The organism is Amycolatopsis sp. NPDC058340 (genome assembly GCF_042723975.1).
Lineage (GTDB): Bacteria > Actinomycetota > Actinomycetes > Mycobacteriales > Pseudonocardiaceae > Amycolatopsis.
On record NZ_JBHXIB010000001.1, the window covers coordinates 195,132 to 208,316 of the forward strand.

At 69.0% G+C, this 13,185-nt stretch carries 13 protein-coding genes; 9 read left to right on the top strand and 4 right to left on the bottom strand.

Features of this window, described 5'->3' with window-relative positions:
- The first annotated feature begins 127 nt into the window (after positions 1-127).
- Positions 128-541 (top strand): VOC family protein, encoded by a 414-nt coding sequence (locus ACFWIW_RS00985; protein WP_378366515.1) that lies wholly within the window; start codon positions 128-130, stop codon positions 539-541.
- A 69-nt stretch (positions 542-610) separates the two neighbouring features.
- On the opposite strand, the gene ACFWIW_RS00990 is transcribed toward ACFWIW_RS00985, so the two are convergent.
- Together ACFWIW_RS00990 and ACFWIW_RS00995 are read right to left on the bottom strand one after the other, a co-directional pair.
- Positions 611-1,522, bottom strand: a complete 912-nt coding sequence (locus tag ACFWIW_RS00990; RefSeq protein WP_378366516.1) for an SDR family oxidoreductase — start codon at positions 1,520-1,522, stop codon at positions 611-613.
- Positions 1,523-2,101, bottom strand: coding sequence for a TetR/AcrR family transcriptional regulator (locus tag ACFWIW_RS00995; protein WP_378366517.1), 579 nt, complete (start codon positions 2,099-2,101; stop codon positions 1,523-1,525).
- A 190-nt stretch (positions 2,102-2,291) separates the two neighbouring features.
- Between ACFWIW_RS00995 and ACFWIW_RS01000 the strand changes: the two genes are divergently transcribed.
- The 6 genes from ACFWIW_RS01000 (at position 2,292) to trmB (ending at position 7,387) form a co-directional block, all read left to right on the top strand.
- The gene (locus ACFWIW_RS01000) at positions 2,292-3,233 is read left to right on the top strand and encodes an ABC transporter ATP-binding protein (protein WP_378366518.1); all 942 of its coding nucleotides are present in this window, start codon (positions 2,292-2,294) and stop codon (positions 3,231-3,233) included.
- Between the two features lie 27 nt (positions 3,234-3,260).
- Positions 3,261-3,992: an ABC transporter permease gene (locus tag ACFWIW_RS01005; RefSeq protein WP_378366519.1), complete on the top strand. Its 732-nt coding sequence runs from the start codon at positions 3,261-3,263 to the stop codon at positions 3,990-3,992.
- 153 nt (positions 3,993-4,145) lie between these two features.
- A complete protein-coding gene (locus ACFWIW_RS01010; protein WP_378366520.1) occupies positions 4,146-5,066 on the top strand; it encodes an ABC transporter ATP-binding protein in 921 nt (306 codons plus the stop codon).
- The gene (locus ACFWIW_RS01015) at positions 5,063-5,815 is read left to right on the top strand and encodes a hypothetical protein (protein WP_192747231.1); all 753 of its coding nucleotides are present in this window, start codon (positions 5,063-5,065) and stop codon (positions 5,813-5,815) included. The genes ACFWIW_RS01010 and ACFWIW_RS01015 overlap by 4 nt, the downstream gene beginning before the upstream one ends.
- A gap of 169 nt (positions 5,816-5,984) precedes the next feature.
- Positions 5,985-6,527: a hypothetical protein gene (locus ACFWIW_RS01020; protein WP_240596459.1), complete on the top strand. Its 543-nt coding sequence runs from the start codon at positions 5,985-5,987 to the stop codon at positions 6,525-6,527.
- A gap of 176 nt (positions 6,528-6,703) precedes the next feature.
- Entirely contained in the window at positions 6,704-7,387 is a 684-nt protein-coding gene (trmB, locus tag ACFWIW_RS01025; RefSeq protein WP_378366903.1) for a tRNA (guanosine(46)-N7)-methyltransferase TrmB, read from the top strand.
- A gap of 218 nt (positions 7,388-7,605) precedes the next feature.
- On the opposite strand, the gene ACFWIW_RS01030 is transcribed toward trmB, so the two are convergent.
- Positions 7,606-9,855 (bottom strand): FtsX-like permease family protein, encoded by a 2,250-nt coding sequence (locus ACFWIW_RS01030; RefSeq protein WP_378366521.1) that lies wholly within the window; start codon positions 9,853-9,855, stop codon positions 7,606-7,608.
- Positions 9,855-10,550 (bottom strand): ABC transporter ATP-binding protein, encoded by a 696-nt coding sequence (locus tag ACFWIW_RS01035; protein ID WP_016338261.1) that lies wholly within the window; start codon positions 10,548-10,550, stop codon positions 9,855-9,857. The genes ACFWIW_RS01030 and ACFWIW_RS01035 overlap by 1 nt, the downstream gene beginning before the upstream one ends.
- 180 nt (positions 10,551-10,730) lie before the next feature.
- On the opposite strand from ACFWIW_RS01035, the gene ACFWIW_RS01040 reads away from it, so the two are divergent.
- Together ACFWIW_RS01040 and ACFWIW_RS01045 are read left to right on the top strand one after the other, a co-directional pair.
- Positions 10,731-12,506 (top strand): sensor histidine kinase, encoded by a 1,776-nt coding sequence (locus ACFWIW_RS01040; RefSeq protein WP_378366522.1) that lies wholly within the window; start codon positions 10,731-10,733, stop codon positions 12,504-12,506.
- Positions 12,503-13,153, top strand: a complete 651-nt coding sequence (locus ACFWIW_RS01045) for a response regulator transcription factor (RefSeq protein WP_037334212.1) — start codon at positions 12,503-12,505, stop codon at positions 13,151-13,153. Before ACFWIW_RS01040 ends, ACFWIW_RS01045 begins: the two co-directional genes overlap by 4 nt.
- Positions 13,154-13,185 lie beyond the last annotated feature (32 nt).

The window sequence follows — 13,185 nt, forward strand, 5'->3', positions numbered from 1 at the left end:
CTCGTGAGTGGCAAGGACGGTTAGAACCGTCCTTGCCACTCACGAGGCCCATTTTGGAAAAGTGGTCATTCGGTGAGCACTTTGCGGCGGATCCTTGTCTTCAGAGCCACTACCTGAGGAGAAGGAAATGCTGCGAGGTCTCACCACCACCACGTTCTACGCCGACGACATGGCCGCCGCGATCGAGTGGTACTCCGGCCTCTTCGGGATCGAGCCGTACTTCGTCCGCAACGGCCCCGACGGCACACCGGCGTACGCCGAGTTCCGGATCGGCGACTACCAGCACGAGTTCGGCCTGGTCCGCGGGGATTTCCGGCCGCCGCTGGCCCAGCCCGGCCCCGGCGGGGCGATCGCGAACTGGGCCGTCGACAACGTCGAGGACGCCTTCGCGAAGCTGCTGGAGAAGGGCGCGAAGGAGTACGAGCCGGTCATCGAGCGCGGGCCGGGCTTCGTGACCGCGGCCGTCGTCGACCCGTTCGGCAACGTCCTCGGCGTCATGTTCAACCAGCACTACCTGGACGTGCTGGCCGGGAAGAAGTAGCCCCGGCCTCGTGAGTGGTTAGGACGGTTCTAACCGTCCTAACCACTCACGAGGCTTTGGGCCGGTGTCTCAGCGGTACAGCGAGTGATCCGCCGTCTCGGCGTCCTTGCCCGCGTCCCGGACTTCGGCCATCCACTTGCCGAAGTCGGGGCGTGAGCCGTCGACGTCGGTCAGGCCGTACTCGTTCATCAGCGTCCACGACGCGAGCGTCTTGCCCGCGAACCGCGAGACCTCCGGGTCGGTCGCCAGCTTCGCGACACCACGCCCGAGCAACGCCGGGGTCTCCGAGATGGCGAAATCGACCGGCGCGGACTTGCCGACCGCGTCCCGCCACGTCTCTTCGGTGACCCCGAAGTGGTCGAGCATCGCTTCCGAGCGCAGGAAACCCGGCGTGACGGTCATGCCGACACAGCCGTACTTCTTCAGTTCGGTGCCGAGCGCCCTGCCGATCGCGCGGATCCCGCATTTCGCGAGGAAGTACGGGATCCCCGCGCCGACGTACTCGTCGTGGTCGCCGTCGGTGACCTCGAGGACGAGACCGCCTTCCCGCTTCACCACCAGCGGGAGCAGCCGGTGCAACCCGATCAGATGCGTGTCGATCGCGTTGTGCACCAGCATGAGCGCGTCGTCGAGGCTGGACTCCCAGTACGCCCCCTCGAAGTCCGCGTACTGGTCGCCGCCCCAGACGTCGTCGACCAGCACGTCGATCCGGCCGTCCACTTCGGACTCGATCCGCGCCCGCAACGCGTCCACATCGGACACCACGGTGAAGTCGGTCCGGACGGCGATCCCCCGGCCGCCCGCCGCGTCGACGAGTTCCGCGGTGTCTTCGATCGTCTCCGACCGCTTCATCGGCGACTGCTGGTCACGCGTCGTACGGCCGGTGACGAACACCGTCCAGCCGAGCCTGCCCAGTTCCACCGCGATCGCCCGGCCACATCCCCGCGTCGCCCCCGCGACAACGGCCACTTTCCGATCCATTCAGGACACTCCCTTCCACGCGGTCAGCACCGCGTCCACGTCTTGCCCCATCCGTTCGGTGATCCGGCCCTTCGGCCGGATCGACCAGTCCAGCGCGGCCCCGTTCGCCACCCCCAGCAACACCCGCGCGGCGCGGACGACACCCGGCGCGCCCGGCAGATCACGCACCGCGAGGCGCATCAGCCTGCGCAATTCCGCTTCCACGGCGGTGAAATGTTCACCGAGCAGAGCGCGCAGCTCCGGATCCCCGATGTCCACTCCCAGCTGCCCGAGATGGTTCGCCGCCGTGTCCGCGTCGCCCAAGCCCTCGTAGACCACGACGACCGCCGCCCGCAGCGCCTCCACGGGATCGGCCAGTTCACCGCATTCCCGCATCCGCTCCACGACGGACCGCGTGTTCGACCGGCTCACCGCCAGCAGAAGACCGTTCTTCGAACCGAACCGCTGGGCCACGGTGCCGACCGCGACCCCCGCCTCGGCCGCCACCTGGGCCAGCGTGAAACCCGGGCCGACCATGCCGATCACGGTTCCCGCCGCGGCCAGCAGCCGTTCGTCGGTGATGCTTCGGGGCCTCGCCATGTGATTATTGAACCACGGTTCATTAACCCTGGCGAATCAGGGTCACTCTCAGGGGTATCACCGATCGCGTACGCCGCCGGAAGACGGCAAGCTACGTCTCAGGTCGGGTATCAGGTTGGCACCTCAGGATGACGCGCTCGGCCACCCACATGGACGACGATTGTTCTCGCAGTCGCCGAGGGGAGCAGACATGATCGAGGCAGCGGGCCTCACCAAGCGGTACGGCAAGACACTGGCGGTGAACGACCTGTCCTTCTCCGTCGCGCCGGGGGAGGTCACCGGTTTCCTCGGCCCGAACGGGGCGGGCAAGTCGACGACCATGCGGATGATCCTCGGCCTGGACAACCCGACCTCGGGCCAGGTGCGCATCGGGGGCAAGCTCTACCGCGAATTGAAGGACCCGCTCCGGACCGTCGGCGCGCTGCTGGACGCCAAGTGGGTGCACCCCAACCGGTCGGCGCGGGCGCATCTGCGATGGATGGCGAAGTCCAACAAGATCGCGGAGAGCCGGGTCGACGAGGTGCTCGAAATCGTCGGGCTCACCAGCGTCGCCGGGAAGCGCGCCGGCGGATTCTCCCTCGGCATGTCGCAGCGGCTGGGGATCGCGGCGGCCCTGCTGGGCGACCCGGAGGTCCTGCTCTTCGACGAGCCCGTCAACGGCCTCGACCCCGAAGGCATCCTCTGGATCCGGAAGTTCATGCACCGGCTGGCCGACGAAGGCCGCACGGTATTCGTTTCCTCGCACCTGCTTTCGGAGATGGCGCTGACCGCGAGCCACCTGGTCGTGATCGGCAAGGGGAAGCTGATCTCCCAGTCCTCCACCGAGGACTTCGTGGCGCGGGCCGCCGAGAACACGGTCAAGGTCCGGTCGCCGCAGCTGCCCGCGCTGCGCGCCGCGCTGACGCAGGCGAGCGCTCAGGTCACCGACGCCGACCGAGCGCTCGTGGTGTCCGGTTTGGACAGTGAAAAGATCGGCGAGATCGCCGCGGCCAACCAGATCGTGCTGCACGAGCTCAGCCCGCAGACCGGCTCCCTGGAGCAGGCCTTCATGCAGATCACCGGCGATTCGGTCGAGTACCACACCGGTCTCGAAGCAGAAGCCGCCGAAGTGGTCACCGCCGCCGCCCAGTAGCCGTCACTCTTCGAGGAAAGAAAAGCCATGACTCTGCTCGCCGTGGAACGCATCAAGCTGTTCACCACACGCTCACCATGGTGGTGCGCGCTGATCACCCTCACGGTCGTGATCGGCTTCGCCGCCATCTTCGCCGGGGCCGCACCGTCGGGGGAATTCACCGACGTCGGCATGTCCCAGTTCGGCTACGTCTTCGGGATGACCGTGGTCATGGTGCTCGCCGCGCTTTCGGTGACCACCGAATACCGCTTCGGCACCATCCGCACCACCTTCCAGGCCGTGCCGAACCGCCGCGCGGCGCTGCTCGCGAAGACCGGCGTCGTCGCGACGCTCTCGCTCGTGATCGGCGAGATCGCCGCGTTCGGTGCCTGGGCCCTCGCCACGATCATGCGGCCGGAGGACCTCACGCTGAACACCACCGCGGAGTGGATCAGCGTCGCCGGGGTCGGCCTCGTGTTCGCCCTCGCCTCGGTGATCGCGGTCGCCGTCGGCATCCTGATCCGGCAGAGCGCCGGCGCCATCTCGCTGCTGCTGATCTACACCCTCGCGGTCGAGAACCTGATCCAGCTCATCCCGAAGATCGGCAAGGACATCTACGACTGGATGCCGTTCCACGTCGCGGACCGGTTCCTCACCGGCTCGGGTCCCGCCGCGGCGAACGCGCCGCTGAGCCAGGCCGGGTCGCTCGCCTACTTCGCCGGTTTCGCGCTGGTGCTGCTGGTCATCTCGCTGGTCGTCGCGGACAAGCGCGACGCGTAAGGAACTTCCACAGGGGAGAAAGCCGGACGCCTCACTCGGGGGAGCGAGACGTCCGGCCGGGGAGAAAAAGGGGAACAAGGACCGGGCCGCCTTATCGGGGGGCAGCCCGGTCCTTTCCCGCGTAATGTCGGAATCCACCTGGAGGGAGGGCTGATGATCGAGGCCACCGGACTCACGAAACGCTACGGCGACAAGCTCGCCGTCGACGATCTTTCCTTCACCGCCGAAGCGGGCCGGGTGACCGGCTTCCTCGGCCCCAACGGGGCGGGGAAGTCCACCACCATGCGGATGATGCTCGGCCTCGACAACCCCACGTCGGGTTCGGTGACGATCGACGGCAAGGCCTACCGCGAGCTGCATGATCCACTTCGGACGGTCGGCGGCATGATCGACGCCACCTGGCGGCATCCCGGCCGCACCGCGCGCGAACACCTCCGGTGGATCGCCGCGACCAACGGCCTGCCGGACGAACGCGTCGACGAGGTGCTCCGGCTCGTCGGGCTGGAGCCGGTCGCGCGCAAACGGGCCGGGCAGTTCTCGCTCGGGATGTCGCAGCGGCTCGGGATCGCCACGGCGCTGCTGGGCGACCCCCGGGTGCTGCTGTTCGACGAGCCGGTGAACGGGCTCGACCCCGAGGGCATCGTCTGGATCAGGAAGCTGATGCACGCGCTCGCCGCCGAGGGACGCACCGTGTTCGTGTCCAGCCACCTGCTGCCGGAGATGGCGCAGACCGCGCAGGATCTCGTCGTGATCGGCCGGGGAAAGCTGATCTACCAGGGCACGATGGAAGACTTCGTCGGCCGCGCGAAGGGCCTCGGCGTGCGGGTCCGCAGCCCGCATCTGCCCGAGCTGCGGACGGCGCTGACCGACAAGGGCGCCGAATTCCGCGAGGAGGACGGCGCGCTCATCGTGTCCGAAATGGACAGTGACACCATCGGCGAACTCGCCTTCGCCGCGGGCGCGACCCTGCACGAGCTGAAGCCGCTCGCCGGCTCGCTCGAACAGGCATACATGCAACTCACCGCCGAAGCCGTCGAGTACGGCGCCGGCCAGGTCCCGGAGGTCGTCGGATGACCGCGGCGAACATGCTCCGCGCGGAGCGGATCAAGCTGCTGAGCACGCGCGCCCCCTGGTGGTGCGCGGCCATCGCGGTGGTGGTCGCGCTGGCCTACACCGCGCTCTTCTTCGGCTTCGTACCGCTGGAGGGCCAGACGGACGTGAACTCGACGCAGGTCGCGAGCGCGCTCGGCCGCACCGTCGTGCTGGTCCTCGCGATCCTCGCGGCGGCGACGGAGTTCAACTGGGGCACGATGAAGCTCACGTTCCAGGCGGTGCCCTCGCGCGTGCCCGCCTTGCTGGCGAAGGGCGCCGTCGTCGGGGTGTTCTCGGGGCTGATCGGGCTGTTGGTGGGTTTCGGCTCGTGGGCGATCGCGTACCTGATCAAACCGGCCGCCGACCTGGGCCTGGCTTCGGGCGCCGACTGGCGCGCGGTGGCGGGCCAGGGCCTGACCTTCTTCTTGACCGGTCTGCTCGGTGTGGGCCTCGGGCTGCTGTTCCGCAGCCCCGCGTTCGCGCTCGGGTTCGCGCTGGCCTGGACGCAGGTGCTCGAAGGACTCGTCGTGCTGATCCCGAAAGTGGGCGACGACATCTACCAGTGGATGCCGTTCTTCGCGGCGAATCAGTTTTCGGGACCGGATCTGACGGTTTCGATGCTGAAACTCGAACCGCCGTTGGGACCGTGGGGCTATTTGGCCTATTTCGGCGGCATCTGCGTGGTTGTTTATGCGGCGGGGCTGATGATCACCCATCGAAGGGATGCGTGAGCTTTTACCGCGACCAAAGGAGTTAAGTCCACGTTAAGAGGCTGTGGCTTCTCTCACAGGAAGCGGACATACTGTTCCTGACCGGGCGATGCTCGGGATGAGCCTATTTTTCGGCTCTCGGCCCCGGAGGTGATCCTTGACGGTGGATTCCGGTCAGGGAGTGGAACGTATGATCCCGCAAGCCCGCACGGAAAGTATGCAGCCCCGGCTCGAGCCCATGCTCGACCTCGAATGGTCACAGGCGATCGAACTGCCCCGCACGGTGGCGTCCGCGACCCGGCCGTCGGATATCCGCCGCGCCTGGGTGCATCGCGCTCCCGAAGATCTCGTCGTCGCGCTGTATCGCGCGTCGAGCGGAATGCACGGCGAAATTCCCGCGCCTTGGTGGCTTCGCGCCATCGTGGAAGGACGGCTCGAATCGCGGGAACTCGGTTTCCGCATCGAAGATCGTATCGCCGGCCTGCTCGGCAGGCGGCCCGGTTGGGAATTCGTGCCGTGGGCCGCGGACGGCGAATCCGGTTACTGGGAGTTCATGCCTTCCGAACGCGGCGCGTCCGGGCATTCGATCCCGACCACGGTGCTGAACACCAGCCGCCACGACGGCTGGATCGACGTCCTGCCCGCGCATTCCGGTACGACGCCGTCGCCGATCGCGGTCGGCGGATTCGCCGGGCTGCGCTCGCGGCTGGGGGAGTTCGAAGCCGTCCGGTAGCTTGGCAAGCGGCGCTGAAGGTTTATTTCGCGCTATCGCGGTGGCAGGGGTGCCCGCAGGCCGAGGTGCCGCCGCTTCCCGATGTGCGCCCTGCCGACGTGATCGCGGATGCGGGTTCACCAGTGAACACTGCCGCCGCGTTTAATGGGCTGGTGGAAAACGAGGACCAGCCACGGATGCGCAGCGTGGTCAGCTATGTCAAACGCGGCGGCCGGATGACCGTCGGGCAGCAGCGAGCCTGGAACGAACTCTGGCCGTCGCTCGGCCGCACCGTCGGCGAACTGCCCGAAGGACCGGTGGACTTCGACGACTGGTTCGGCAGGCGGGCCCCGGTGATGGTCGAGATCGGTTCGGGTATGGGCGAGACCACGTCCCAGCTCGCCGCCGCCGCGCCGGAGCTGAACTACGTCGCGGTCGAGGTGTACGACCCGGGGCTCGGCCAGCTGATGCTGCGCGCCGAGAAGCTCGGGGTGAAGAACCTGCGGCTGATGCACGGTGACGCCGTCGTGCTGCTGACCTCGCACGTGGAGCCGGGCTCGCTGTCCGGTGTCCGGCTGTTCTTCCCGGATCCGTGGCCGAAGAAGCGGCACCACAAGCGGCGGATCGTGCAGCCCGAGTTCGTCGCGCTGGTGGCCTCACGGCTCGCGCCGGGCGGGACCTTCCACATGGCGACCGACTGGGAGAACTACGCCGAGCAGATGATGGAGGTCTGCTCGGCCGAGCCGCTCCTGCGCAACCGCCACGCCGGCGAGCCCGGTGGCTGGGCGCCGCGTCCGGAGTGGCGGCCGATCACGAAATTCGAGAACCGCGCCGACGTCGAGGGCCGGATCTCGCACGACCTGATCTTCGAGCGGGTCTAGCGCGCACGGAAAGGGCCGGTCAGGACGTCCCCACGTCCCTGACCGGCCCTTTCTTCACACCCCCGCGCCTTGGAACGCCCCCTGCGCGTCCCCGGTGCCCGTTCGTCCCTCCCCCGACAGAGAGACGACCGGGCACCCGGCCCGTGGGTGGATCACCACCGACTCCACCCACGAGACCTGCCCGCCCAGGCGCCATGACGCCATTCGGGCGAATCTTTTTATTCGTCGGCCAGCGGCTCCGACTGCACCCGCTTGAGTGCCGGGGTCGAGACGGACGCCCCGAGCAACGCCACCCCGATTCCCAGCACCACGGGCGCCAGCAGCCACGGGCTCAGCACGACACCTTCCTTCTCGACCAGGCTGTAGAGCCCCATGCCGACCCCGATCCCGACCACCCCCGCGCCGATGGTGGCCACCATCGCGGGCAGGGCCGCTTCCATCCGCAACGCCCTCGCCAGCACCCGGACCGGTGTCCCGGCCGCGATGAGCGCCCCGAAGGTGCGGCGGCGGTCCATCACCGAACCCGCGGTCGCCACGGCCGCGCTGCAACCGGCGAGCACACCGGCGGCGATCAGGCCGATGACGGTGACCCGGCGCAGGTCGCCGAGCTCCTGCTGCTGGCCGATCAGGTGCAGGCCACGGCTGCCGACCTCCTGGCCGGGGGCCGCGCCGACCAGCGCGGTCCGCACGACCTCGGCGTTCTCCGGGGTCGTCGGCACGATCACGTCGAAGCGCTCCGGCTTGACGCCCGCGGGGACGAGGGCCGGGTCGATGACGATCGTGCTCGACGTGTCCTCGTCACCCTGCGGGAAGAGGTGCACCGGAGCCTTCGGATCCAGCTGCGGACCGGCCTTGTCGTACTCCGACAGCACGCGGTACTCCGCCGGGTTGATCGCGTACCGGCTGTAGATCGCCGGACCCGGCTGGCAGGAGCCGCCGAGGTTCACCCGCAGCAGTTTCGAGGCGTCCTCGCAGGTCATCACGAAGGCCCGGCTCAGATTCTGGGAGCGGGTGCCCGGCTCACCGGTGGACAGGTAGACCTGCCCGACCGAGACGGCCTTCTCGGTGACGCCGTAGCGGGCGAGCGACGCGTTGGTCTGGTCAGCGACCTGCTGCGCCTGGGTCGCGTCGGATTGGGCGTAGAGGACGTTGTCCTTGAAGGTCCGGCCGCCGCCGGCCATCGACTCGAACGAGGGCAGCAGGGTGAGCGCCATCGAGCCGGTGAAGACGGCGAGCACGACCCCCGCGGTGGCGCGGTAGGCGCTCTTCGGGTCGTCGCGGAGCCTGCGTCCGGCCAGCAGTGACGCCGGTTTGCGCCAGATCCGGACGAACGTGCCGCCGACCGCCGAGGTGACCCACGGTCCGACGATCGCGGCCGAGCCGACCAGCAGGAACAGGCCGAGCATCACCATCGGCAGGCTGGCGTTGTCCTGGGTGACCGCGAAGAGGAAGAAGGCGCCGGCCACGGGGACCGCGAGCAGCCGCCACCAGTGCAGCGGTTTGCGAGCGTGTGCCGAGGCCGCGAACAGCGGCGTCTTCAGCACGCGGCGGATGCCGAGGACCCCGGCGAACACGACCAGCAGCGGGATCACCACCGCGATCGCGATGGTCGAACCGGCCGACAGGCTGAAGTCCGACGCGAGCCAGGTGCCACCGGCCCATGGAACGAACGTCGAGAGCCCCTGGAGCGCCGGTGCCACGAGGATGCCGAGCAGCGCACCGACGATGGCGGACAACGCCGTCTCGGCGGCGACGATCTTCGTCACCTGGCCGGGAGTCGCACCGGCCAGCCGGAGCGCGGCCATCCGCAGCTCACGGCGGGCCGCGGTGAGCCTTGCCGAAGACGCGACGAGCACCAGGCTCGGCACGAGCAGGACGATCACGCCGACCCAGGCGAGCAGTTCGAGCATCGGGTCGGGCTTCGCCTGCTTGTTGGGGAAGCCGTCCGCGGCGAGCGCCGTCTGCGGCATCGACTCCGGGGTGTGGCCGACGACGGCGACCAGCTGCTCCGGGTACATCAGGGATTCGGGTCCGAGCGCGTCGACGAGTTTGCCGAACCGGTCCCCGAGCTGCGCCTTCGGTGCGGACTGGATCAGTTTCCCGAGTTCGGGGGAAACGATCGACTCGCCGGGGCCGGGCAACCTCGGGATACCGGGCGGCAGGCTGAGCATCGGTGAGGTGCCGGTCAGGGCGATGTCGACGCGGATGATCTCGCGGTCGCCCGAGTAGTCCTTGTTCGACGCCATCAGCAGCGGCGCCGGACGCTGGCTCTCCCCGGATTGGGAGTAGTAGCTGCCGATGTCCTGCCAGATCGCCCGCTGCGAACGGGCCTGCGTGGCGCCGGGAAGAGAGGCGAGCAGAAGCACCAGACTGGTCGCGACGGCGACCCCGACCGCGGTGAGGATGGCCGACGTGCGGGTCCGGCGGTCGACCCGGAGCACCCGCATGGCCAGCTGGAAGCTGTTCATCAGGCGGCCAGCCTCGTCGCGATCAGGCCGTCCCGGATGGAGACGGTGCGCGGCATGGCTTCGGCGAGCTCGCGGTCGTGGGTCACCACGATCACCGCGGCACCGCTGTCGGCGGCCGCGGCGAGCAGCGCGTCCATGGTGGCGCGGCCGGTGCGGGTGTCGAGCGCGCCGGTCGGCTCGTCGGCGAAGATCACCTTCGGCCGGTGCGTCAGCGCGCGGGCGATCGCGACGCGTTGCGCCTCACCGCCGGAAAGCTCGCCGGGGCGGCGCTTCTCCTTGCCCGCGAGGCCGAGCTTCGCGAGCCATTCGCGGCCGGCTTCGATGGATTCCTTGCGGCCCTTGCCGCCCAGCAGCGACGGCAGCGCGACGTTCTCCTCGGCGCTCAGTTCGGCGACGAGCATCCCGGACTGGAACACGAAACCGAACTCGGTACGCCGCAGTTCGCTGCGCTTGCGCTCGTTGAGCTGGTCGACGCGCTGGCCCGCCAGGAAGATCTGCCCGGAGTCGGCGCGGAGGATCCCGGCGAGCACGTGCAGCAGGGAGGTCTTGCCCGAGCCGGAGGGCCCGACGATGGCGACCGCGTCACCCGCCTGGATGTCGATGTCGATCCCGGCCAGCGCGTGCTGTGTGCCGTACCGCTTCACCAGCCCCCGGCCCGAAAGCACCGGCTGCCCTGTCCACTGTGGATCCACCACCGTGATTCTCCCTAGTCAGTCACTTGTATTCCGCTTCGGGAAAGAGCTTCGCGGTGAACCGCCTGTGTCCACTTCGGGCAGACGGCCAGTGCTGATCACCCGCGCATCGGCCGATCGGCCGACCCGGCTCGGACCGGTCGGCCAAGGTGCGGACGGCGGCCGATCCTCTACCGTCACGGTGTGACAGCAGGTCCGGCCCAGAACAAGTTCACCGCGCGGGTGAGTGCGCTCGCGCGCCGTATCGGCATGCCCGCCGTCGTCCTGCTGGCCGCGCTCGCGTTCGACCTGGTCTTCGTGACCGACGCCGCCTTCGACGACACGGGCCCCCGCGGGATCGACCTCCTGCTGTTCCCCGGCATCTTCGCGATGGTGTTCTGCGCGCTCTGGGCGCGGAAGCGGGCCGCGGTCGCCGCGGTCGCGGCCTCGGTCGTGCTGGTGGCGTACACGCTGGTCGTCCGGTACTTCAACATCCCGACCTATTCGAGTGTGCTCGCGCATCTGTCCATCACCGAGGTGGTGGCGGGGGTCGAGATCCTGTTCTACGCCGCGCGCCGGACGCGGCCGGGGGTCGCCTTCGCCGTGATCTCCGGCCTGGTGCTGGCCACCTTGACCGCGGTGTCCGGCCGGTACTACTACGGCAATGGGTCCAACGGCACGATGGCGCAGGCGATGCTGTTCGGCGGCATCCTGCTGGGCGGCACGCTGCTCTTCGCGATCCCGGGCCGCGACCGCACGGCACATCCGAAACGCTACGAAAAGCTGCAGAAGCTCAACAAGCTGGTGATGGGGCAATGGCCGCTCATCGGGCTGCTGGGTGTCGCGCTGATCCTGGAGTTCGGCTTCACCTACGAGAGCGGGGCGCACGGCTTCCCGATCCTGGTCTGCTCGATCGTCTCGGCGATCATCGCGGTCGCCGCGCCGCGCCGTCCCGCCGACGCGATGGTCGCGCTCACCGCGGTCATGTTGCTTTCGGCGCTGGTCACGCCGTTCCTTCGGCTCCGCTACGACTACGCGACGCCCGGCGGGGTGCCGGGGACGCAGATCGTCGCGGGGATGGGGCTGGTCGTCACGCTGGTCCGCGCGGTGGGGCTGAGCAAGGCCGTGTCCCGGATCGCGGGGCTGTCCACGGTGGTCGCCGTGGCCGCGATCCTCAACACCAAACGGCCGACGCCGAAGCTGATGACCGACCCGGACGAGATCGCGGGCCTCGCCGTGGCCGCGGTGCTGCTGCTCGGCATCTCGGTGGCGGTCGGTCTGGCGTTGCGGTCACGGGATTCGGAACGCACGCAGGTCATCCAGTCGGCGATCAGCGACGCGCAGACGTCGGAACGGATGGCCCTGGCGCGGGAACTGCACGACGTCGTCGCCCACCACGTCACCGGGATCGTCGTGCAGGCGCAGGCGGCGAAGATGATGGGCGAGAAGAATCCGCAGGTCGCGGTCGAGGCGATGGGCCGGATCGAGGACGCCGGGGTGGAGGCGCTGGCGGCGATGCGGCGGCTCGTGCGGAGTATGCGCGGCGACGCCCCGGCCGGGAGCAGCGAGTTCAGCGAACAGGCCACCACCGATCTCGCCGCCGACCTGCGCACGCTGATCGAACGGTCGAACCACGGCGTGAAGACGTCGATGAAGCTCGAACTGCCGTCGAACGTGCCGCACGAGGTCGGCCGCTCGGCGTTGCGGCTGGTGCAGGAGTCGTTGACGAACGTCGGCAAGCACGCGTCGGGGGCGAAAGAGGCGCTGGTCATCGCCGAGGTGACCGGGAACGAACTGCACCTCCAGGTGACCGATGACGGACGCGAGCCCCAGCGGCGTCCGGCCGGCGGGTCGGGCGGCTACGGTCTGATCGGCATGCGCGAACGGGTCGCCCTGCTGCACGGCCGGCTTTCCGCCGGGCGGGCGCCGGGCGGCGGATGGCGCGTCGAAGCGTGGCTACCACTTGAAGGAGAAGAGTGATCCGGGTATTGATCGCCGACGACCAGGACATGGTGCGGATCGGCTTCCGGATGATCCTGGACGCGCAGGACGACATCGAGGTGGTCGCCGACGTCGCGGACGGCGTCTCGGCGGTCGCGAAGGCGCGCGAACTGCGGCCGGACGTCTGCCTGCTGGACATCCGCATGCCCGGGATCGACGGGCTCGAAGTCACCAAGCAGCTGGCGGGCCCGGACGTCGCCGATCCGCTGAAGGTGGTGGTGGTGACGACGTTCGACCTCGACGAGTACGTGCACACCGCGCTGCGGAACGGTGCGAGCGGATTCCTGCTGAAGGACGCCGGGCCCGCGCTGCTGATCGAAGCCGTGCGCGCGGCCGCGCGCGGGGACGCGCTGGTCTCGCCGCAGATCACCGTCCGGCTGCTGAAGCATTTCGACGGCGGGGCGGTGAAACGCGACGTCAGCCCCCCTTCGGAGCCGCTGACCGCGCGGGAGCTGGACGTCGTCAAGGCGGCCGCGAAGGGGCTGACGAACACGGAGATCGGGGCCGAGCTGTTCCTGTCGCTGTCGACGGTGAAGACGCATCTGGCCTCTGTGCAGGGGAAGGTCGGCGCGCGGAACCGGGTGGAGATCGCGGCGTGGGCGTGGCGGAGCGGAGTGGTGGACTGAGCGGCGCGAGAGGCCTTTCTTTCGCAAGTCGC

What these genes read in the sequence shown, in the direction of transcription:
- ACFWIW_RS01005 (WP_378366519.1), top strand. Translation starts at nt 3,261, where the DNA reads ATGACTCTGCTCGCCGTGGAACGCATCAAGCTGTTCACCACACGCTCA.
- ACFWIW_RS01000 (WP_378366518.1), top strand. Translation starts at nt 2,292, where the DNA reads ATGATCGAGGCAGCGGGCCTCACCAAGCGGTACGGCAAGACACTGGCG.
- ACFWIW_RS00990 (WP_378366516.1), bottom strand. Translation starts at nt 1,522, where the DNA reads ATGGATCGGAAAGTGGCCGTTGTCGCGGGGGCGACGCGGGGATGTGGC.
- ACFWIW_RS01030 (WP_378366521.1), bottom strand. Translation starts at nt 9,855, where the DNA reads ATGAACAGCTTCCAGCTGGCCATGCGGGTGCTCCGGGTCGACCGCCGG.
- ACFWIW_RS00995 (WP_378366517.1), bottom strand. Translation starts at nt 2,101, where the DNA reads ATGGCGAGGCCCCGAAGCATCACCGACGAACGGCTGCTGGCCGCGGCG.
- trmB (WP_378366903.1), top strand. Translation starts at nt 6,704, where the DNA reads ATGCGCAGCGTGGTCAGCTATGTCAAACGCGGCGGCCGGATGACCGTC.
- ACFWIW_RS01015 (WP_192747231.1), top strand. Translation starts at nt 5,063, where the DNA reads ATGACCGCGGCGAACATGCTCCGCGCGGAGCGGATCAAGCTGCTGAGC.
- ACFWIW_RS01020 (WP_240596459.1), top strand. Translation starts at nt 5,985, where the DNA reads ATGATCCCGCAAGCCCGCACGGAAAGTATGCAGCCCCGGCTCGAGCCC.
- ACFWIW_RS00985 (WP_378366515.1), top strand. Translation starts at nt 128, where the DNA reads ATGCTGCGAGGTCTCACCACCACCACGTTCTACGCCGACGACATGGCC.
- ACFWIW_RS01010 (WP_378366520.1), top strand. Translation starts at nt 4,146, where the DNA reads ATGATCGAGGCCACCGGACTCACGAAACGCTACGGCGACAAGCTCGCC.